The 21,179-nt window shown below is 53.3% G+C and carries 23 protein-coding genes; 10 read left to right on the forward strand and 13 right to left on the reverse strand.

Annotated elements, in window-relative coordinates; genetic code table 11:
• Positions 1-38: 38 nt before the first annotated feature.
• The 6 genes from LKE13_RS07620 to LKE13_RS07645 all read left to right on the forward strand — a co-directional run bounded on the left by LKE13_RS07620 (position 39) and on the right by LKE13_RS07645 (position 4,737).
• Positions 39-1,037, forward strand: coding sequence for a DUF3179 domain-containing protein (locus LKE13_RS07620; protein ID WP_227949843.1), 999 nt, complete (start codon positions 39-41; stop codon positions 1,035-1,037).
• 150 nt (positions 1,038-1,187) lie between these two features.
• Positions 1,188-2,069 carry a division plane positioning ATPase MipZ gene (locus LKE13_RS07625; RefSeq protein ID WP_227949845.1) on the forward strand — a complete coding sequence of 294 codons (882 nt, stop codon included), beginning with the start codon at positions 1,188-1,190 and terminating at the stop codon, positions 2,067-2,069.
• Between the two features lie 31 nt (positions 2,070-2,100).
• Positions 2,101-2,424, forward strand: coding sequence for an ArsR/SmtB family transcription factor (locus LKE13_RS07630; protein ID WP_415776516.1), 324 nt, complete (start codon positions 2,101-2,103; stop codon positions 2,422-2,424).
• Between the two features lie 105 nt (positions 2,425-2,529).
• Complete coding sequence (locus LKE13_RS07635; RefSeq protein WP_227949849.1) at positions 2,530-3,582, forward strand: permease; 1,053 nt, start codon at positions 2,530-2,532, stop codon at positions 3,580-3,582.
• A gap of 215 nt (positions 3,583-3,797) precedes the next feature.
• A complete protein-coding gene (locus LKE13_RS07640) occupies positions 3,798-4,166 on the forward strand; it encodes a hypothetical protein (RefSeq protein WP_227949851.1) in 369 nt (122 codons plus the stop codon).
• Between the two features lie 187 nt (positions 4,167-4,353).
• A complete protein-coding gene (locus LKE13_RS07645; protein WP_227949854.1) occupies positions 4,354-4,737 on the forward strand; it encodes a VOC family protein in 384 nt (127 codons plus the stop codon).
• 3 nt (positions 4,738-4,740) lie between these two features.
• Here the strand turns inward: LKE13_RS07645 and pgmG are convergent, their stop codons facing one another.
• The 5 genes from pgmG to LKE13_RS07670 form a co-directional block, all read right to left on the reverse strand.
• Positions 4,741-6,120: a phosphoglucomutase/phosphomannomutase PgmG gene (gene pgmG / locus LKE13_RS07650; protein WP_227949856.1), complete on the reverse strand. Its 1,380-nt coding sequence runs from the start codon at positions 6,118-6,120 to the stop codon at positions 4,741-4,743.
• Between the two features lie 28 nt (positions 6,121-6,148).
• Positions 6,149-7,456: a UDP-glucose dehydrogenase family protein gene (locus LKE13_RS07655; protein ID WP_227949858.1), complete on the reverse strand. Its 1,308-nt coding sequence runs from the start codon at positions 7,454-7,456 to the stop codon at positions 6,149-6,151.
• A gap of 37 nt (positions 7,457-7,493) precedes the next feature.
• Positions 7,494-8,375: a UTP--glucose-1-phosphate uridylyltransferase GalU gene (gene galU / locus LKE13_RS07660; RefSeq protein WP_227949860.1), complete on the reverse strand. Its 882-nt coding sequence runs from the start codon at positions 8,373-8,375 to the stop codon at positions 7,494-7,496.
• Positions 8,376-8,446: 71 nt separating this feature from the next.
• Entirely contained in the window at positions 8,447-9,148 is a 702-nt protein-coding gene (locus LKE13_RS07665; protein ID WP_227949862.1) for a DnaJ domain-containing protein, read from the reverse strand.
• Positions 9,149-9,151: 3 nt separating this feature from the next.
• On the reverse strand, positions 9,152-9,859 hold the full coding sequence (locus LKE13_RS07670; RefSeq protein WP_227949864.1) for a hypothetical protein: 708 nt from the start codon (positions 9,857-9,859) through the stop codon (positions 9,152-9,154).
• A gap of 143 nt (positions 9,860-10,002) precedes the next feature.
• Between LKE13_RS07670 and LKE13_RS07675 the strand changes: the two genes are divergently transcribed.
• Together LKE13_RS07675 and LKE13_RS07680 are read left to right on the forward strand one after the other, a co-directional pair.
• On the forward strand, positions 10,003-11,274 hold the full coding sequence (locus tag LKE13_RS07675; protein WP_227949866.1) for an NAD(P)/FAD-dependent oxidoreductase: 1,272 nt from the start codon (positions 10,003-10,005) through the stop codon (positions 11,272-11,274).
• A complete protein-coding gene (locus LKE13_RS07680) occupies positions 11,274-12,602 on the forward strand; it encodes an MATE family efflux transporter (protein WP_227949868.1) in 1,329 nt (442 codons plus the stop codon). Before LKE13_RS07675 ends, LKE13_RS07680 begins: the two co-directional genes overlap by 1 nt.
• A 6-nt stretch (positions 12,603-12,608) precedes the next feature.
• Here LKE13_RS07680 and LKE13_RS07685 read toward each other — a convergent pair whose 3' ends face one another.
• From LKE13_RS07685 to LKE13_RS07715, 7 genes are all read right to left on the reverse strand, one after another.
• On the reverse strand, positions 12,609-13,649 hold the full coding sequence (locus LKE13_RS07685) for an AbrB family transcriptional regulator (RefSeq protein ID WP_227949870.1): 1,041 nt from the start codon (positions 13,647-13,649) through the stop codon (positions 12,609-12,611).
• Position 13,650: 1 nt separating this feature from the next.
• Positions 13,651-14,874, reverse strand: coding sequence for a threonine synthase (locus LKE13_RS07690; protein WP_227949872.1), 1,224 nt, complete (start codon positions 14,872-14,874; stop codon positions 13,651-13,653).
• A gap of 4 nt (positions 14,875-14,878) precedes the next feature.
• Positions 14,879-15,607 (reverse strand): hypothetical protein, encoded by a 729-nt coding sequence (locus tag LKE13_RS07695; RefSeq protein ID WP_227949874.1) that lies wholly within the window; start codon positions 15,605-15,607, stop codon positions 14,879-14,881.
• Positions 15,608-15,616: 9 nt separating this feature from the next.
• Positions 15,617-16,384, reverse strand: a complete 768-nt coding sequence (locus LKE13_RS07700; protein ID WP_227949876.1) for an SDR family NAD(P)-dependent oxidoreductase — start codon at positions 16,382-16,384, stop codon at positions 15,617-15,619.
• A gap of 86 nt (positions 16,385-16,470) precedes the next feature.
• Positions 16,471-16,896: a DUF6691 family protein gene (locus tag LKE13_RS07705; protein WP_227949879.1), complete on the reverse strand. Its 426-nt coding sequence runs from the start codon at positions 16,894-16,896 to the stop codon at positions 16,471-16,473.
• Between the two features lie 2 nt (positions 16,897-16,898).
• On the reverse strand, positions 16,899-17,342 hold the full coding sequence (locus LKE13_RS07710) for a YeeE/YedE family protein (protein ID WP_227949881.1): 444 nt from the start codon (positions 17,340-17,342) through the stop codon (positions 16,899-16,901).
• A gap of 1 nt (position 17,343) precedes the next feature.
• Entirely contained in the window at positions 17,344-17,658 is a 315-nt protein-coding gene (locus tag LKE13_RS07715) for an ArsR/SmtB family transcription factor (protein WP_227949883.1), read from the reverse strand.
• Between the two features lie 92 nt (positions 17,659-17,750).
• On the opposite strand from LKE13_RS07715, the gene LKE13_RS07720 reads away from it, so the two are divergent.
• Entirely contained in the window at positions 17,751-18,611 is an 861-nt protein-coding gene (locus LKE13_RS07720; protein WP_415776517.1) for an MBL fold metallo-hydrolase, read from the forward strand.
• A gap of 4 nt (positions 18,612-18,615) precedes the next feature.
• Here LKE13_RS07720 and LKE13_RS07725 read toward each other — a convergent pair whose 3' ends face one another.
• Entirely contained in the window at positions 18,616-20,049 is a 1,434-nt protein-coding gene (locus LKE13_RS07725; RefSeq protein WP_227949887.1) for a serine hydrolase, read from the reverse strand.
• Positions 20,050-20,259: 210 nt separating this feature from the next.
• On the opposite strand from LKE13_RS07725, the gene LKE13_RS07730 reads away from it, so the two are divergent.
• Positions 20,260-20,949, forward strand: coding sequence for a hypothetical protein (locus tag LKE13_RS07730; protein WP_227949889.1), 690 nt, complete (start codon positions 20,260-20,262; stop codon positions 20,947-20,949).
• Positions 20,950-21,179 lie beyond the last annotated feature (230 nt).

The following is a 21,179-nucleotide window of genomic DNA, read 5'->3' on the forward strand; positions in this document are numbered from 1 at the left end:
TGATTTTTAAATCTGTGTCAATATTCCTAGAATAAGGCATGCAACGAATTTATGCTCTCCTTCTTCTAAGCTTTTTTGCACCACTCCTTGGCGCCGTAGACGCGTCCGCAAATCCAGAGCTATGGGCGAAGTTCTGGCCAGACACAGATTTTTCTAAAAGCGACGTGCCATTTGATGAAATTCGAAATGGCGGTGTCCCGAAGGACGGCATTCCGGCAATCGATAACCCGGCGTTCATTCCGGTTGCCGAGGCCGACCATCTTAAATCGACCGAACCGGTGATTGGTGTCGTAGTGAATGGGGAGGCAAAGGCCTATCCGCTTCAGGTCCTTATCTGGCATGAAATTGTGAATGATGAAATTGGCGGTGTTCCAATTGCAGTGACCTTTTGCCCGCTTTGTAATGCGTCACTTGTCTTTGACCGTCGCATAACCCATCCTTCGAGGGGAGATATGATCCTCGATTTCGGGACAACCGGGAAACTCCGCCATTCTGATCTAGTCATGTACGATCGGCAGACGGAAAGTTGGTGGCAGCAGTTCGTAGGCCAGGCGATTATCGGGGAACTCACCGGGATGGAGCTGGATATGCTGCCGGTGAGAATCGAATCTTTCGCCAAGTTCAGGGAAAGAATGCCAAATGGTCAAATTCTTGTTCCGAATGATGAAAATTTTCGTCGTTACGGACTAAATCCGTATCAGCAATATGACAGCGCCTGGCAACCTTTCATGTATAATGGGGACTTGCCGGAAAATGTTGCGGCGCTTTCGCGGGTCGTTGTTGCCGAAGGGCGCGCCTGGGCGCTCGATTTCCTGCGGCAGGAAAAGCAGATTGAAACTTCCAACGGCCTCCTTCTAAAATGGGAGAAAGGGCAGAATTCTGCGCTTGATGCGGGAGTTATCGGGGAGGGGGTTGATATCGGTAATGTAACGGTTCGTCGTCAGACGGAGACGGGTTACATTGATATTGTCTATACCGTCGATTTCGCCTTTGCTCATCACGCCTTCCACCCCGATCAGCCGATCGTTCATGAATGAGCGAGATTTCCATCTTCCGTCAACTTTTTGTAAATCCGATCTGGATATGATGCTTGTCTTGTACCGGTGGCTGGTTTACTAAATTACCGCATCATATCAGATGTTGGAAGCTAGTTGGCGGCGGTGAGAATTGCTGGGGGCGAATAAAACGTGTCAAACGTGACGGTGACTTTGGACGACTCAAATTCTGAAAAAGATCAGCAGCCCACTCGTGCGCATATAATTGTGGTGGGAAATGCAAAAGGCGGATCCGGGAAATCCACAACCGCCATGCATATCATCATTTCCTTGCTGACGATGGGCTTCAAGGTCGGGGCCATTGATCTTGACGGTAAGCAGAAAACCCTTGGGCGATATATCGAGAACCGGCAAAGCTTCATAACGAAGAAAAATCTTCAACTGCCGATGCCGTCGCTTAAGGTGATCGAGCCGAGCCCGAAGAAGAATATGGACGAGGCACAATCGGATGAGCGCGCAAGATTTGTTGGGGCTCTACAGGAACTCGTCTATGAAAATAACTTCGTTGTCGTCGATTGCCCGGGTGCTGACAGCTTCATTTCCAAACTGGGCCATTCCTTTGCAGATACCCTGCTGACACCGATGAACGACAGCTTTATCGACCTTGATTTGCTAGCGACGGTTAATGGGTCCAGCCTCGAGGTTGAAAAACCAAGCTGGTATAGCGAAATGGTCTGGGAACAGCGTAAACGTCGGGCATTGATCGATAATCACAAGATTGACTGGGTGGTGATGCGCAACCGGCTTTCTCATACGGATGCCCATAATAAGCGCCATATCGAGAAAATCCTGAAAAAACTGGCGGCGCGCATTTCCTTTCGCGCGGCCCCCGGTTTCGGTGAACGAGTGGTATTTCGCGAGCTTTTTCTCAAGGGCCTGACAATGCTCGATTTGAACAAGAAGGGCGTTGGCGTTAAGATGTCCATGAGCCATGTGGCGGCGCGCCATGAATTGCGCCATTTAATCAAGTCGCTGAATTTGCCGGGCGTTGAAGACAAAGTCGAAAAACTATAGCCACGGTCGAGCGTGAAAGAGATCCAAAATGATGGAGACTGAAGAAGCCGCAGTCGCGCTTGCGAAGCTTGGTCATCCTGTCCGGTTGAGGATTATGCAGTATCTGGTGCAGGCAGGGGAGGCCGGATTGGCCGTGGGTGAGATACAGGCACTTCTGGATATTCCCGCATCAACCTTGTCCCATCATATTTCCCATCTTGTCAGCGGCGGACTGATCCGGCAGGAGCGAGAAAGTCGCACCTTGCGCTGTTTCGTCAATTATAAAAAGGTGGAAGGGCTGGTTGAGCTTCTAACCGATAAATGCTGCATGGGCGTTGACCTCCCTAAGGCCGAGATTTTGGCCGAAGAAGGCTAATCAAGCCAAAATTCCTATATTTCGACAATTATCGAAATAACTTCTTGCAAAGTTTCAGAGTCGGTGTTACCTGTTTATTAATTCGACTAATCTGGAAATATGAATATGTCTCTTAATGAAGCTTTACAAAATCTATCTCACGGTAAGTCCCGTTTATGGGCTCTGCTAAGTGACCGGGTTATTCTTACGGCACTTTTTATAGTCCTTCTGGTGGCGGTTTTCGATCCTGCCAATCTCCCCGTCAGTCTGCTATTTTTATGGGACGCAGTTGTTGGTATGGCGCCTTTCTTTGCCCTTGCCATCGGCCTTGCGGCCTACTTTTCGGCAACCGGAGCCGATAATCTGATCGCGCGGGCTTTCTCCGGATCACCCATGACGGCGATCGCCGCCGCGTCGGTGGTTGGGGCGCTTTCTCCCTTTTGCTCCTGCGGGGTTATCCCGCTTGTCGCGTCTCTTTTGACCGCCGGAGTTCCGCTCGCGCCGGTGATGGCTTTCTGGATCGCGTCACCAATCATGGACCCGGAAATTTTTGTGCTGACCTCCGTCGGAATCGGCTTCGAGTTCGCGGTTGGTAAAGCTGTAATTGCCATTTTACTCGGCCTGTTTGCCGGGGCTTCTGTATATCTCCTGCAACGAAAGGGATGGGCACTTGATCCGTTGAAGGGGGAACTTTCTGGCTGCCGCAAGAAAATATCGCTCACCGGTCCGGTCGAGGTTGAGTGGAAGTTCTGGCAAAATTCAGATCGTACGCGGCAGTTCGCCAGTGCGGCAGCGTCCAACGGTTGGCTGATCGGTCGCTGGTTGATCCTTGCCTTCCTCATCGAGAGTCTGATGGTGACCTATATCCCCACCAGCTTTATCGAGGCGTTTGTCGGGCAGGATAATCTCTTCGCCATTCCTCTGGCTGTTTTGGTAGGTATCCCAAGCTATCTGAACGGATACGCCGCCATTCCGCTGGTCAGTGGTCTTCTCGATCTGGGTATGTCTCAGGGTGCGGCGATGGCCTTTATGACGGCTGGAGCAGTTTCTTCTATTCCGGCGGCAATCGCGGTTTTCGGCCTGGTTAAGAAGCCTGTGTTCGGTCTGTATCTCTTCCTCGGTATTTCAGGGTCGGTCGTGACCGGTATCGCTTGGCAGTTGTTGAGTAAAGCCCTCTAAAAGGGGTATTCAATGCTCCGGAGATAGCGTGCTGAAAGGCAAAGGCCCTACCTCGTATCCGTCAGAGAACCTCAACAATATGATAGCCGGCCCTTTTAATGGGGCCGGCTAATTTATTATTAACCTTTAATCTATACGCTTTTCACCATAGCGATAGGTCTCCTTGTTTTCCGTGGGGTTAATGACGAGACAAATTCGCGGAAAAGGAGGAGCGTATGTTAAGCTTTATTAACCATACCAGACATTTTCTCATTCGTAATGTCGGCATGCGCTCTGTCATTTCTTTTGGACTTGCAGTGCTCTTTATCGCAGCCACGTTGGTTTCATTCCAAGTGACAGACGCAACAGCCCAGAATGTGTGCTTTGAGCGAACCGCACTAATGAAGCATTTGGGCGGCAAATTTGAAGAAGCACCGGTTGCGGCGGGCCTTGCTGCGAATGGAAGCGTGCTTGAACTGTTTTCGAGCCCCGATGGTGTTACCTGGACAATTGTTTTGACGCAACCGAATGGCGCAACCTGTGTGATGGCGTCGGGTGAATCTTGGGTAGGCATGAAAAAGCCCAAGAAGGGCAAGGTTAGCTAGTCGCATATACATGCGTATTTAAAAGCGCGTAGCGTCATGTATGGCTTTGTGATGTATATGGATGGGAAAGGGCTGGATCGTTTGATCCGGCCCTTTTTCGTTCAATAATAGGGGGCTATACAGATTTTCAAAATCCGCGTAGCTTGCATCTGTAATTTTCGGGACATCAGATAAAAAGGAAAAATAGATGATCGGTTACATAACCCTGGGAACGAATGACATTGATAAAGCCGCGGAGTTTTATGAGGCACTGCTCGGTGAAATCGGGGCGAAGCGCGTCGTCAATGAAGATCACCTGAAAATGTGGAGTGTGGCGCGAGGCCAGCCCATGCTTGGCGTTATCAAGCCGCATGACGGGAAGCCAGCAACATTTGGCAATGGGACAATGTCGGCGCTGTTGCTGGATAGCCCTGAAACGGTGTCAAAGATGCACGCCAAAGCGCTTGAGCTTGGTGCGACGGACGAAGGTGCGCCGGGACCGCGCGGCGCTGGTCAACTATTCTTCGGGTACTTCCGCGATCAGGAAGGGCACAAGCTTGCCTTTTACGCACCAAATAAAGCGAAGGATTGACGCCTAGAAAGTGGGCGCATCCACCTCCGCGTTTAATAGTGCTTGTTGAAGCTGGGATTTGAGGCGGGACAACCCTTCATCATTCTTGGCTTCACAGCGCGCGACCAGAACGGCCTGCGTATTTGACGCACGCAGCAACCACCAGCCATCCTCCGTACTAACCCGAACGCCATCAATATCGGAATAATTGGCACCAGCCGCCGCAAGGGCATCCTGAATGCGGGTGACGGCGCCGAATTTTTCTTCATCCGGACAGGCAAAGCGCAGTTCCGGCGTATTGATCATTTCCGGGAGCTCATCACGCATCTCATCCAGGGACTGAGCGCTCGCTCCAACAATATTGAGCAGACGGAGCGCGACATAGAGCGCATCGTCATAGCCATAGTAGCGGTCATTGTAAAAGATATGACCGCTCATCTCCCCGGCGAGAGGGGCGTTCACTTCCTGCATTTTGGATTTGATCAGTGAATGGCCGGTCCGCCACATGATCGGCTCTCCGCCGAGATCGCGTATGGTATCAAATAGGATCTGGCTCGCCTTCACATCGGCAATAATCGGAGCGCCAGGGCTGTTGGCGAGAATTTCCTTTGAAAGGACGGCGAGCAACTGATCGCCCCAGAGAATACGTCCCTGTCCATCGACAACACCGATGCGGTCACCGTCGCCGTCAAAGGCGATACCGAGATCGGCGTTCACACCCTTTACAGTGTTGATCAGGTCTTCGAGGTTTTCAGCGACCGTTGGGTCGGGGTGATGATTTGGGAAGCTGCCGTCGATTTCATCAAAAAGCAGCATATGGCTACCGGGAAGCTTGGCGACCAGCTTGCGTAATCCCTCGCCGGTGACACCATTGCCGCAATCCCAGACGACATTCAGGTCGCGACCGCCGACGAAATCCTGCAACAGTCGGGCGAGATACTCTTCCATAATGGGGTGGTCAATAACGCGTCCCGAACCTTCTTCAAATGGGCCAGAGACGCTTAATTTTCCAAGTTCCTGTATCTGTTCGCCATAGAAAGATTTGCCGCCCAGCATCATCTTGAAGCCGTTATGGCTTGGTGGGTTGTGGGAGCCGGTGATCATGATCCCGCCGCCAGATTTCAGGGCATAAGTGGCGTAATAGAGCATCGGGGTCGGACCCATACCGATATCGAAAACATCAATTCCTGTTGAGGTCAAACCCTTGATCAGGGCTGTCTTCAGCTTCGGGGATGTTTTGCGCCCGTCATAGCCAATGGCGACATTCTCATATCCCCCTTGGTTGAGAAGGGTTCCAAAGCTGCGGCCGATGGCTTCGGCGTCCTCATCAAATAGGGTTTCATCGATGATCCCCCGGATATCATATTCGCGCAAAATGGTTGGGTTGAACTCATGCTTGGTCATTTAATGTTACTTCCCGGATTTCCTGAACTTACGTCGGGCGCCCAATGCTGCGATAGGTAAACCCTTTGATAGCCATATCATGAGGATCATAAATATTCCGTAAATCTACCATGACAGGCGTCTTCATCATGGATTTGACCCGCTTGAGGTCCAATGCCCGAAATTCATTCCATTCGGTGATGATGACAAGGGCATCCGCCCCCTCAATTGTGGCGTAAGAGCTGTCGCAGAATTCCACGTCGTCGAGGAGCTTGCGCGCTTCTTCCATGCCCTCGGGATCATAGGCTCGGACGACGGCTCCGGCCTTGACCAATGCCGGAATGATATCAAGGCTCGGGCTCTCGCGCATATCGTCGGTGTTGGGCTTGAAAGTGAGGCCGAGGACGGCAATTTTTCTGCTTGATACGGATCCTCCGCAGGCGTCGACTATTCGTGCGGCCATGTCCATTTTGCGTTTTTCATTGATATCGATGACGGTATCGACAATGCGCATTGGGGCCTCTGCCTCGACCGAGGTCTGGTAAAGCGCGCGGGTATCTTTGGGAAAGCAGGAGCCGCCAAAACCGGGGCCGGGGTGGAGGAATTTCGCGCCAATTCGCCCGTCCAGTCCAATGCCGCGCGCGACATCATGGACATTCGCGCCAACTTTCTCGCAAAGGTCCGCAATTTCATTGATGAAAGTGATTTTGGTCGCAAGGAAGGCATTACCCGCATATTTCGTAAGCTCGGAGCTTTCTAGACTGGTAAAGACAAGAGGTGTCTGGAATAGAGAAAGCGGTCGGTAAATCGCCGACATCACCTCCTGCGCACGGGGCTCCGTCGTGCCGACGATCACGCGGTCGGGTCTCATGAAATCCTCGATCGCGGCGCCTTCACGCAAGAATTCGGGATTGGAAACTACATCAAAGTCCGCGTCCGGATTGGTCTCATGCAGAATGCGTTCTACCTCCCTGCCGGTCCCGACGGGAACCGTGGACTTGGTAACAACCACCGTGTAGCCGGAGAGGGCGGCGGCAATTTCTTTCGCCGCAGCATAGACATAGGTGAGATCAGCCTGCCCGTCGCCGCGGCGGCTTGGCGTGCCGACGGCAATAAAGACGGCATCCGCGCCGGCCACAGCGCTTTTCAGGTCCGTCCCGAATTTGAGATAGCCCGAGCGGGTGTTCTTCTCGATCATCGCCTGCAGGCCGGGCTCGAATATTGGCACCTCACCAGCATTAAGGCTGTCAATTTTCCCTGCATCCGTATCGATACAGATCACATCATGCCCGAATTCCGAAAAGCAGGTACCAGAGACCAGCCCGACATAGCCTGTCCCAATCACAGCGATATGCATCGCAAAATCTCCGTACTATTAGTCGTGAGATGATATACTACAGTTTATTGGCGATTTTTTTGACAATGTTCATTAAATCGACCTTCATGTCTTCGCGATGGAGCGCGAAGGCGATATTTGCCTCTAAAAATCCAATTTTATCGCCGCAGTCATATCGGGTGCCGTCAAATTTCATGCCGAAGAACGGATCGCCGCCGAGCATGGTGGAGAGCGCATCAGTGAGTTGGATTTCATTGCCGGCACCGCGGGCCTGGTTTTCAAGGAGGTCAAATATATTTGGCTCCAGAATATAGCGCCCAATGACCGCAAGATTGGAAGGAGCGTCCGCCGGGGCGGGTTTTTCCACGAGGCTCTTAATCTCGATCAGGTTTCCATTTTCCGCGCCCGGACCCAAAATACCGTAGCGGGAGGTATGTTCTTCAGGGACTTCCATTACCGCCAGCATATTGCCGCCGCCAATCTTTTCGCGCGCCTCAGTCATCTGGGCAAGGCAGGGGGTGTCAGCCAATATCAGGTCGTCGGCGAGAATAACGGCGAACGGTTCATCCCCCACCAGGCGTTTCGCGCACCAGACCGCATGGCCGAGACCAAGCGGTTCCTGCTGGCGGATATAGGCGATGGAGCCCGCTTTCGGCACGCCTTCCTGTATTTCCCGGAGAACATCATGTTTATGCCGCTCGTTCAGGACGCTTTCCAATTCATAGGACCGGTCGAAATGGTCCTCGATGATGGTCTTGCCGCGTCCAGTGACAAAAATGAACTCCTCGATGCCTGCATCCCGCGCTTCTTCAACGGCATATTGGATAAGCGGCTTATCGACGACAGGGAGCATTTCCTTCGGCATGGCCTTCGTTGCTGGAAGAAATCTTGTTCCAAGTCCCCCGACAGGGAACACGGCTTTGCGAACTTTTTTTGGCATGCTGATCTGACCCGATGATTGTACTATAAAATTTATGGCATTTCGCCTGCCGCTAAGGCAACCCCTGATTTTCAGGTTTTGAGCAGAACTTCCTTTGCTTCATTGAGTTTAGCGGCCATGTAATCGGATCCATTATGATCAGGGTGAAATTTCTTCATCAACCTGCGGTGGGCTGCCTTGATGTCCGAAATTGAGGCGTCACTGCCAAGTTCAAGAATTTCAAATGCCTCCCGCCGGGTCATTGGTCCGTCGCTACTTGTCGCCCGGGTGCGTTCTTCCTTTGACTGGCTTTCACCGCCTTCTGCCTCGAAATCTTCATCAAAATTACGGGCGATGAAACTTTCCAGAATCGCTATGGTTTGCTCGTCATCGGCGCATTCGTGATGAAACTCACCAAGCTCCGCACGGCTAAGGGAGGAGAGTTGCCGCCCTTCGAATTGTCCGCGCAAGATCATGGCATCCATCTCGCCGGTGTCGTGGTTAAGGGAGGCCTGCAGCCAATCTGTCTCCACATCTGATTGTTGCCCGGTAGAGGGACGGCGGGAGCTAAACAGGGGTTTACTTCTGAGGAAAAACAACGCGGCAAAGACCAGCGGTGGGGCATAGGCAAAGCGACCCGTCAGGACAAAAAATCCGGCAAGAACGGAGCAGATGATGACAGCGGAAATTCTGAGTGCCTTGACAAGCTTTTTAGGATCGGCAGTTGCAATAGCCTGGCTGCCGATCATCACAGCCAGAAGTAGCGAAACACCAATGATGAAATAGGCCAGCATGGGTTACTTTATCTGCTGTAGGAGGAGCTTTGCCTCGCCGCCAGATTTCTTGCTGAAATCGCTGAGGGCCTTGCGCCCTCCGGCGGCATAGGCAGCAACAGCCCGAAGCAAGTTGCGGAGTGTAGCTGCGCTGGCACTGTCAAAACGACAATAGGCCCCGCCCGAAAGCCGTGCCATCTGGCGGAAGCAATTTTCCGCGATCGTGTCATGTCCTTCCTGAAACAGGAATATCGGAACCTTCAACATCCCGAGCTGCCCGGCGAGATGGCAGAGCTGGTCCGCATCTTCCTCCATGCAGTCACCTATATAGACAAGGGCATTGACGCGGTCCTTTTTCGTCTGGCGGAGGGTATGTTTCAGCACTTTCTCGATCTGTGTATGGCCGCCAAGGCAGAACACGCGAGACATCGGACGGATTAGGGCCTGACTGTCGGTCGTCCATTTGGTTGCCTTGAATTCGCCAAAGCCCCGAAAAAAGGCGATCTGAAGTTCCAGCCCGCCGATTGAGCCGGCCTCTTCGAACATTTCATGTTGTAGATGCGATGCTCTGTCCCAGGTTGGTTGGCGGCTTGCCGTGGCGTCGATCGAGAATATCAGCCGTCCGTTCTTGCCTGTCGGTGCCCGCACCGGGGCGGCCGCGACTTTCTTCAAAAACTCGGTGACGTCATCCTTGCCGGACTTTTTATCAGATTTCTCTATATTTTTGGCCAAGCCGAGCTTTCCCCATTTGCCGATCCTTACCCCTTAGATAGGTGTTTTTGAAGAAAAATTCAATTCAAAGGCAATTAGGCTTGCTCTTCGGCGGACCGCGGGACAAGAATGATTAAAAAAGTGAGTTGATACGGAGACAGCCAATGAAAACCGACCCTTTCTGGTGGGATGCCGCAAGGCCGGAACCCACCGGCACAGTGTTGCCGGACGGCGTCAGTGATGTGCTGATCATCGGCGGCGGCTATACGGGGCTGTCGGCGGCGCTCACTCTTGCCAAAAAGGGACAGAAGGTCACGGTTCTTGATGCGGAAATGCCGGGATATGGTGCCAGCGGACGCAATGGCGGCATGATCGGCAATTTACTCAAACCTGGGCTTTCCGGCCTGATCAACAGCTATGGCGCGGAAAAAGGCTGTGCCATTTATAAGGAAGCGTTGGCTTCCGTTGATTTTATTGCAGAGCGGATTAATGAGGAGGGGATCGACTGCGATCTAGCACTGACCGGCCGCTTTTACCCCGCCGTGCTTGAGAAACATTATCGCCGCATGAGCCACGATTTTGAGGTTCGGCAAAAATATCTCGATATTCCCGAAGAGATGGTCGGGGCGAATGATTATGGAGAGGATGTCGATAGTGCCGGATATAAGGGCGGGCTTAGGCAGCATCATACGGGCGGGTTACATCCGGCGAAATATGTGACGGGCCTGACGAATGCCGCAATGCGGGCCGGGGCGCAGATCATTGCGCCGCTCCGGGCGGAAGAAGTTACAAAAAAACCAACAGGCTTTGCGGTCCGCACCGCGCGAGGTGAACTGGCGGCGCGGGCGTTGCTGATCGCTACCAATGGCTATGGCGGCGGGCTCCTTCCCTATATACAGAAACGTGTTTTCCCGGTCGGGAGCACCATGATCGCGACCGAGGAACTTTCCGAGAATCTGGTCGCTAGCCTGTTTCCGACAAAACGGATGATTACGGATACGCGCAAGATGCTGAGCTACTACCGTCCCTCACCAGATGGACGCAGGGTGCTGCTTGGTGCGCGTCCGACCATCTTTCCCGCCACTCCGGAGGTGCAGGCCCGCTCCCTCAAAAAGGCGCTGGATCAGATATTTCCGGCGCTCCGGTCGACGGCGGTCAGCCATGTCTGGTCCGGTAATGTCGCCTATGACTTTGCCGCCATGCCGACGATCGGGGAGCATGAAGGTATTTTCTACGCCATGGGTTATTGCGGCTCGGGCGTGGCGATGTCGGGTTATTTCGGACATAAGGCTGCGCTTAAAATTCTCGGTGATCCGGACGGGGAGACAGCCTTTGACGGCTTGCCGCTGGAGGATCGTTTCTATTATAACGGCAGGCCCTGGTTCCTGCCTGTCGCCATGATGGGCTACCGCGTCCGCGATTATTTTGGTTTCTGATGACAGTATCCGCTTTTTTCTCCCTGCCGAGCCACCGCGAGACATGGCGTCTGGTTTGGCCGATTATCCTGTCCAATTCCTCCGTTCCGCTGCTGGGGGCCGTGGATACCGCCGTTGTCGGCCATCTGCCCGAGGCCCATTATATTGGCTCGGTCGCCATAGGCGCGCTTATTTTCAGCTTCCTCTATTGGGGGTTCGGGTTTCTCCGTATGGGGACGACGGGATTTGTTGCCCAGGCCTCCGGTGAGGGGGATGCGACGGAAATCCGCTCGGTCCTCGCGCGGGCGATCATCCTTTCTACGATCATCGCCGTCGTTGTCCTGCTTATACAGGGATTGGTCCTGTGGCTGTCGCTTTTGATGATCGAAGGTTCGCCCCTCGTTGAGGGCGGGGCGGCGGATTATTTCTATGTCCGAATCTGGGGTGCGCCGGCGGTTCTTGCCAATTATGCGTTGATGGGGTTCTTTATCGGCATCCGCAATACGAAAGCGGCGCTCACCGTTCAGATATTCATGAACGGCCTGAATATCATTCTCGACTTGATCTTTGTTATCGGTTTTGGCTGGAATGTCATCGGTGTCGCGGCGGCGACGGCGATTTCAGAATCCCTGGCGCTTCTGCTGGGGCTCTATATCGTCCGGCGGGAACTTGCGCAGATTGGTGGTGTATGGAAACGCTCAGCGATCCTGTCCCTTGCCAAGATGGGACGGCTTCTGGCTGTCAATCTTGATATTTTCATCCGCACCATTCTGTTGATCTTCGCCTTCGCCTATTTCACCGCCCAAGCCGCGAAAGAGGGGGATGTCACGCTGGCGGCCGTCGCGGTGCTGATGAATTTCATCCATTTCATGGCCTTCGGTCTGGACGGCTTCGCTTTCGCGGCGGAGGGGATGATCGGTACGGCCATCGGGGCGAAGCGGCCTGACAAGCTGCGGGAGATTGTCTATGTCACCGGATTTTGGGCGCTGATCGTTGCCTGCCTTTATGCGCTGGTTTATCTGGTGTTTGGTTCCGCGATTATCGATTTACTTACTGGCATTGATGATGTGCGCGCGCGCGCGAATGAGTTTCTTCCTTGGCTCATTTTCATGCCGCTGGTTGCTATCTGGTCCTATCAGATCGACGGTATTTTCATCGGCGCGGTGCAGTCGAAGGAGATGCGCAATGGCATGATCATTTCCTTCATTGCCTATATGGCGGCGATGCATGTTTTTGGCGAGCAGTGGGGGACGCAGGGGCTCTGGGGGGCGCTGGTCGTGTTCTTCGTTGTTCGGGCCGTGACGCTGGCCGTCGTCTATCCGCGCGTGGAACGGCGGGCGAGGGCCTGAGCGCTATTACTTTGCCTGACCGGTCAGACGCCGCTCGATTGCGGAGAATGCCATAGGCACCAGCGCGATGATCAGGCTGATCCGGATAACATGCATGGTGGAGACGAAGGCAACGTCAATCCCAAGGGCGAGGGCGACCAGTGACATCTCCGCAAGGCCACCGGGGCTGAGGGCGAGAATTATTCCAGGAATACTAACGCCGATGGTCTCGGCAAAGAAATAGGCGAAGATGGCGGCAATCAGAACCATCAAGGTGGTTGAGGCGAAGCTGAGCCCGATGACATGCCGGATGTCGCGAAAACGGGTGCCAAGAAAACGCGCGCCAATCGCTGTTCCAATCACCAATTGCGACGCATAGACAAGTATCATCGGGGGCGAAACGTCCGTTATCCCGGCCATTTGAAAGGCTGCCGTCGCCAACAGAGGTCCCATCAGGTGATAGGCAGGCAGGCGGCATAGATAGCCGCCACCATAGCCGATCAGCGTCGCAACGAGCAGCCAGCCGTCCCCTGCAATATCCTGAATTGAGCCGAACAGTGACACGGTCTGGGCCGTCCCTTCCAATGTGACCCCATAGCGGAAGATCATCGGAACAGTCATCACCAGGATCAGGATGCGTGATGCATGAATCAGCGCGATTGTCGGGCCATGGCCGCCCTTCGCCTCACCAACTTCATACATGACGTTTAGACCGCCGGGAGCCGCGGAGAAGTAGGCAGTGGTGGGATCAAATTTACCCACACGGCGATAGAAGATATAGACCAGCGCCATCGATATCACGACGCTCACTACAAGGAGGAGGAGCCCGCCGCTCCAACGGCCCATGGTGGTAAATGTCTCTGTTGTAAAGCCACTGCCAAGCATGACGCCGAGGATTGCGGTCATTATTTTACGTAAGGTTCCATTTACCGCGAGATTGAAACCGCGCAGCGCCGCGATAGTGGAGAACACCATCGAGCCCAGCATCCAGGCGAGCGGGAGATCGGCAATAAAAAAGAGGGCCCCGCCAATCCCGCCGATGAGGAGTGCAGTAGCAGTACGTTTCACGTCAGTTCTGCCCCATCGCGCTGTAATCGATTGCTTTGTTCCGGTTGAGCGATGTTCCGGCTTTCGGCATCGGATATTTCAATCCCGTTGCACAATTAAACAGGACGGTATTGTCGGTATCCGAAACAAGACCTTTGGCGCGCGCAAGCTGATAGGCGGCATAGGTTGCAGCTCCTTCCGGACAGAGAAGAAGGCCGTCTCTCCCGGCAACGGTGGCGCGTGCATCTTCGATTGCGGCATCGGACACGGCAATCGCGGCGCCGCCACTTGCCCGGACGGCGCGCAGTATCAGGAAGTCGCCGATGGCCGCCGGAACCCGTATCCCCGCGGCCACGGTATGCGCATCCTCCCACAGCTCGGCATGTTCCTTGCCCTCTTCATAGGCCCGCACGATCGGCGCGCAGCCTTCTGCCTGAACAGCGAACATCTTGGGTCTTTTTGAGCCGATCCAGCCGATTGCCTCCAACTCGTCAAAGGCTTTCCACATACCGATCAATCCCGTGCCGCCTCCGGTGGGGTAGAAAATGGCATCCGGCAATTCCCAATTAAACTGTTCTGCAAGTTCCAGCCCCATGGTTTTCTTGCCTTCAATGCGGTATGGCTCCTTTAGGGTGGAGACATCAAACCACCCCGTTGCAGCCTTTCCCTCCCCAACAATCTTTCCGCAGTCGTTGATCAACCCGTTGACGCGAAACAGGTTTGCTCCTTGAAGGCCTGTTTCCGACATATTGATTTCCGGTGTGTCGGACGGACAGAAAATATAGCTTTCCATCCCTGCGCGTGCGGCATATGCGCTTAGGGCAGCGCCGGCATTTCCATTCGTCGGCATGGCCGTTTTGCGGACGCCGAGTTCCTTGGCCATACTGACCGCCATAACAAGGCCGCGGGCCTTGAAGGAACCCGTCGGCAGGCGGCTTTCATCTTTGACATAGAGGGGCGCGTCGCCGGAAAGGGATATCAGCGGTGTGGTAATCTCTCCCAAAGAGACAATATTTTCTGTCCGCCGAACGGGAAGAAATTCACGGTATCTCCAAATATCCTGTGGGCGGGTTGCGAGGGTTTCCTTGGTGAGTGCTTCCTTCAGCTTTGCAAGGTCATATCGCACAAGAAGTGGCCAGCCATCGTCTGACAGGTTATGGAGCGTGTCAGCGGGGTAGATCTTCCCGGTCATGCTGCATTCAAGATGAGAAACAAAGGTTGGGCGGTCTGCAGTCAGATTGTTCATTATGTTACACCTGTTCAAGGAGTGTTGTCATGCCGAGATGGTCAAATACTTGGGCGTGCTGGGCAAGGAGGGAGGTTCTCTTCGCCCTGATGTTTGCATCCGTTATATTTTGCCGGATAAAATCATGAAGGTCCATTCCGGGCGCGAGGGAATCGCGAAGATGGGACTGAAGGGCCTGTTGATCCAGAATCGGGAAGGGTGCCCCCTCACAACCAATGCCGCCGAGTATGACTGGCGACCCGTCCAAAAGCAGGCTTCCATGGAGGCTGATATAAGCGTGGACGGTGTCGATGGTTCCATGCTGCGTACAAGATATATCGATCCCATCCATCCTGACGAAGCGGTAGTTCTGCCCAATGGCTTCGGTTTCGTGCATACGGGTGAGTTCTTGCTCGTTCAGCCAGGTGATATGGGCATTTGTGATAGCACCCGGAGCGGCGTGCAGGGCCGCGGCGACCGATCCGTATCCGGAAAAATGCGCCGAATAGCTGCAGCAGATGTCATGGAGTTTCGCCGCCGTCACCGGAATATGAAGATCTGGCGACGTGCCGTATTTACGGAGCAGCTGTACCGGCGATCCGTTGGAGCCGCAAGCAAGCACCGGTATTCTCCCGCCAAAATCTGTCTCCGGCGGTAGGTCTTGTGCCGCGCCGCCGGAAAAGAGGAAGGAGCCCGCGGGCCTCGGATAGGGATAGCCGAGGGCGCGGGCGATATCGTCGGGAAGAGGGGGCACCAGCGCGGATTAGGCGCCCAGATGCATGCCGCCGTCGACGATGACAATTTCGCCGGTGATCATGTGGCCACCTTCGGTAAAGCAAAGAACAGCGTCGGCAATATCCTCCGGCTGGCAGACGGCTTTCAGCGGTACATCGCGGACCAGCTTCTTTTTGTAGGCGTCATATTTATCCTCGCCATAACCCTGCAAGAGCCAGCGGGTTTCAATAAAGCCGGGGCAGATGGAATTGACGCGGATTTCCGGTCCCATCGTCCGGGCGAGGGCCTTGGTCATCGAGTTAAGCGCCCCCTTAGAGGCGACATAGGCGATGCTGGAGCCGATGCCGTTTGTTCCGGCGACGGAGGATATCATGACGATCGAGCCCTTGCCGGTTTTCTTCATATAGGGAGCGACGGCGCGGGACATCTGGAACGGTCCGATGGTGTTGACGCTGTAGATATCATGGAAATCATCGGCGCTCAGCCCGTCGAGATCGCTATGGGCGACGAATTTCGTCTTACCCGCATTGTTGACCAGCACGTCGAGCCGACCCCATTTTTCCGCCGCGGCCTTGGCCATGGCATGGCAGTCGTCGTCCTTGGAAACGTCGCCCTGAAACAAAAGCGTCTCGACGCCCTTGGCGGCGCAGGCTGCTTCAGTTTCTTCGGCTTCCTTCAGGCTTTTTGTATAGTTGATCACAACATTATAGCCCTTGTCCGCGAGCGCGAGGGCGATCGCGGCCCCTGCGCCTGTGGCAGATCCGGTAACAATGGCAACTTTATTGGATGGTGACATGATATTTCCCGTTGTTTTTATTTATATCCGGCCGACAGATTACCCAAGTTTGGCCGTGACATAAACGAGAAAATACCAGCCCGCCCTTATGCTGTCTTTTTAAAGGCCCCTGTCAGGACTTTGGCGACAACAATGCCCGCGATCATCGCCCCGACAAAGACAAAAATCTTCGGGTTGCCATAGGCGAGAGAACTGAGCGCCGGACCGGGACACAGACCGCCGAGACCCCAGCCAAGACCGAAAAGAACGGCGCCAGAGATGAGATATTTATCCAGATCCGTCTTAGTGGGCAGCTTGAATTCCTTGCCAAAGAAAGGGGAGGGCTGCTTCAGGATGAAACGGAAAGTGATGACGGTGACAAGAACGCCGCCGCCCATTACAAAGGCAAGACTCGGGTCCCAGTTGCCTGTCAGATCGAGAAAGCCAATGACCTTGCCGGGGCTGACCATGCCGGAGAGAGCGAGGCCAAACCCGAATAGAAGGCCGGATATCAGACTGATGATATTGAACATGGTTAGCCTCCCACTACGGTGCGCATGATGAAAACAGTAACAACCGCGACAGCCATGAAAATCATGACAGCGGTCAGGGATCGCAGCGAAAGACGGCCGAGACCGCAGATGCCATGCCCGCTGGTGCAGCCCGCACCGACATAGGTACCAGCTCCGACCAGAAGCCCTGCAACGACAAGAAGGGCATAATGAGCATTGTCAGAAAGTTGATAGGGATTGATGTTCAGAAATGACATATCACCACCGAAGAGAGGATAAGCGGCGGCTCCGACGATGAGCCCGGCAATAAACAGGATCCGCCAGAGAGCGTCATTTGATTGAGGAGGAATTAGGTTAGATAGAATTCCGCTGATTCCGGCAATCCGGCCCGCCATAAGCAGTAACGTCGCGGCAATCCCGAGGATAATGCCTCCGATCAGTGAACTATAGGGCGTAAAGTTTTCCATTTCAGAATTGTCCTTGTCTGTCTGTCTTACAATATAGCGCGTACAGAACGGAAATGACCTGTCTGGCCTCGTCTCCGTCGAGAGAGTAAAAAATTGTTTGACCCTCACGTCGGGTCTGTACAAACCCATCCTTTCGGAGCAGGGCAAGTTGTTGTGATACAGAAGAGGAGCGCATATCCAGTGCCTCCGCCAATTCATTGACTGAGATCTCTCCCTCACTCATCCGGCAGAGCAGCAATAGCCGGGTTTCACTCGACAAGGCCTTCATCAGGTTGCTGGCACGGGAGGCGGAATGTTTCATATCTTTAATCTTCATGCTTGTATATCTACGTATATATGAATATATTGTCAAGCATGATGAAAAATTACAAAGTAACTTCCTGCGACTTACCCGGAGAGGAGCGAATGATGAATCCAGATGTAAAGGCATTCTTTCACAAGCCAACGTTTACTGTCAGCTATGTTGTGTCAGATCCGGACAGCCGGAAGGCTATTATTATCGATAGTGCACTGGATTACGATAACGCATCCGGGCGGACGGCGACGACAGCGGCCGATGAGGTCATCGATTTTGTAAAGGCGCAGGAACTGGATGTTGAATGGATACTGGAAACCCATGTCCATGCAGACCATCTGACCGCTGCACCTTATTTACAGGAAAAGCTGGGGGGCATCATCGGAATCGGCGGTGTCGTAAAGGAAGTCCAGTCGACCTTTAAAAAGGTCTTCAATTGCGGCGACGAAGTTGCGGACGATGGATCACAGTTTCAGCATTTGTTCCAGGATGGTGAGACCGTTGAGGTTGGCGGTATGACCATCGAAGTGATGGCGACGCCGGGCCACACACCAGCCTGTATCATTTATAAAATCGGCGATGCCGTGTTCGTTGGGGATACATTGTTTATGCCTGACTTTGGTACGGCTCGGTGTGATTTTCCGGGAGGAGATGCACGGACATTATATCGCTCTATCCAGAAGATTTTTTCCTATCCCCCGGAAACGCGGCTCTTTATGTGCCATGATTATGGGCCAAATGGTCGGGATTACGCGTGGGAGACATCGGTTGCCGAGCAGCGCGCGAACAATATCCACATCCATGACGGAATATCAGAAGAAGAGTTCGTGAAAATGCGAACAGAACGCGATGCGACTCTTTCTATGCCGGTGCTGATCTTGCCGTCTATCCAGGTCAATATGCGTGCCGGGCATTTCCCCGAAGCCGAGGAAAACGGCGTTTCCTATCTGAAGGTCCCGTTAAATGCCCTTTAGCGGGTCAGGAGTTGCTGTTCTGTGCGATATAGTTTGGAAGCCGTAAATCCGGTGCGACGACGAAACAGGAGAAACGTCGCTCTGCCAGGTTGCTGCAGGCTTTGCGAGCCTCCGCCTCTTCAAAGCCGATAAGTTGCGCTCGGTAGAAAGGCTTGCCGTCAGAAATAGCTTTCTCAATATTAACGCGCCTTCCTTCCAGAATACCGCCAGCCTGAGCGGCGGCCTTATAGACTTGATCGCGGGCGGTGGTCATCAGGCTGTATGCGCCAATCTGGATGGCCCAGTTAGTATTCTCCAATGGCCGTGGCTGGAAGGCGGAAGGCTGTGCGCGGGTGCTCTTCACTGCGTCAACATTGCGAACATGTGAATAACTCGTGGAAGCTTTGTTCACGACGGGCAGGGGAGTGGCTGCGGTGCTGGCAACCTTGATTTCTGCGGTTCCGCTATGAGGCGTGCCAAGCGCAATTTGTAATGGTTTGTCAATCGGCAGCGGGACGACGGTCGGGTGCAATTGTTCAATCTGGCCGAACCCTTTATCGAGGAGGGCGGCCATATGGATATCGCGGCTTTTCGCGCTGCGTCCGCCAAAAACGACGCCGACCAGCCGGTTGGAGCCACGTTTGGCGGAGGCAACCAGATTAAAGCCGGACGCGCGAATATAGCCGGTTTTGATACCGTCCGCACCCTTGTACTTCTTCAGGAGGTTGTTGTGATTTTTAAAGGCCTTGCCCTTGTAGTCAAATTTCTCCAGAGACATGAAATGATAATACTGCGGAAAATCATGAATCAGGGCAGCGCCCAAAATGGCCATGTCGCGGGCTGTGCTCTTTTGTCGCCGGTTGGGAAGGCCACTGGCGTTGCGAAAGCTCGTCCGTCTCATGCCGAGTGTTTTGGCTTTCGCCGTCATGTCACGGGCAAAGGCGGCTTCCGTCTTGGCCATGCTTTCGGCGAGAACTGTCGCGGCGTCGTTCGCAGATTTAGTAATCAGGCCGAACATTGCGTCGCGCACAGTGATCTGCTGACCCTTTTTCAGTCCCAGCTTCGTCGGCGCCTGACCGGCCGCACGGGCAGAGACAGGCAGTTTCTGATCCAGCCGGAGTTTGCCACGCTGAAGCGCATCGAAAGTCATGTAAAGGGTCATGATTTTGGTAAGGGATGCAGGGTATAGCCGATCATCGGCATTGCGTGAATAAAGCACTTCGCCTGTACGGCTGTCCATGACAACGGCGGCGTAGCGGGCCTCTGCGGCAGTCGGTATAGTCATCATCACAGTCAGGAGAAGCAAGATGCCACCAACCAGCTGAGACAATACTCGTCCCTTTGCCATGGCAAGCAATTTTATCCGGAGATTTTCCTGTCCGGCACTGAACGTCGCTGTTGTTGAAACCTTTACCAACGGCTTACCTATAATACTATGAATACGAATACGATTACGCACGGAATTTCCCGTTCCTGAGGGAGTGTAAAAAATTCGGCGAATCATGTCCATCAAAATCCCGATAAATTTTTTATCTCTGTATCTCAACAAAATAACTTATCCTCTTGATGTGTGTGTATTATCGCATTTTTGTGATTTATCCTTTTTATCTTACAGGCGGATGGTTAATATCTGGTAAGCATTATTAATTTAATTGACTGGAGAGGGCCGATGAACGTCGTATCTACAAGTCTGCGGGTTCTGTGCCTGTCCATTTTGCTCGCTTCCTGTACTTCGGACGGGGGAACGAACAACCCGATCTTCCGGCCTTTCCAATGGTTTTCCTATGCCAATGGGGATGATATCCGCGCCAACTGCGAACCTGGGCGCAATGCCCGCTATCGGATGATCTACAACGCAATATATGATGAGCAGGTGCGAACCTATGACATCCTCCAAATTACGACATCTGAATCCGCGACCCAGACAACGCGCGCGTTCCGTGGCGGTATCAATGTGGATTGGCTGCTCGCGGCCGGAGGCACTAGTGGGCCGCAGGCGACCCATGAAAGCAAGGAGGTGATCAGCCTTAAGGATCTGATTGCTATTGAGCAGGCACTGATCAAATCCGGATTTGAGCAACCCGCCATCAAGGGGCAGATCCTCTATTCCGATGAGTTCTACTGGATTGCTATGGTTTGCCGGGATGGCAACTTTAAATATTATGCCTGGACAGATGACAATGCGGACATAGCCAACCTACCTTTCCGCGAGGTTCTGTCGAAAGGGGATAAAACCGGCGTGCCATTTCAGGAACCCTATGTGCCTGTGGTTTTCGGTCGGTCATCGCGATACTACAATGGCGGGCGGGACAGCACATATTTCACGTTACAGGTTGGCGATAATGGTTTGGATCTTTGAAGAGGCTGACTTTTTCAAGATTTTGGTGTGAAATTTTTGTTGCATTTGCGGGTTTTTCAAAAAAATCAGGCGTTATTTTTTAAAATATTATAATTAAATCAATAGATTATTATACTTTCTATTCTTTGTTGCACTGCACAAAAAAATCATTGACATTTATCAGCACCCTATTATATACAGGTGACATTGTTGCAGTGCAGCAAAAGAAATTTTGAGACGCTAATCAGAAA

It is taken from the genome of Sneathiella sp. HT1-7, assembly GCF_020731145.1.
In the GTDB taxonomy this organism is placed as follows: Bacteria; Pseudomonadota; Alphaproteobacteria; order Sneathiellales; family Sneathiellaceae; genus Sneathiella.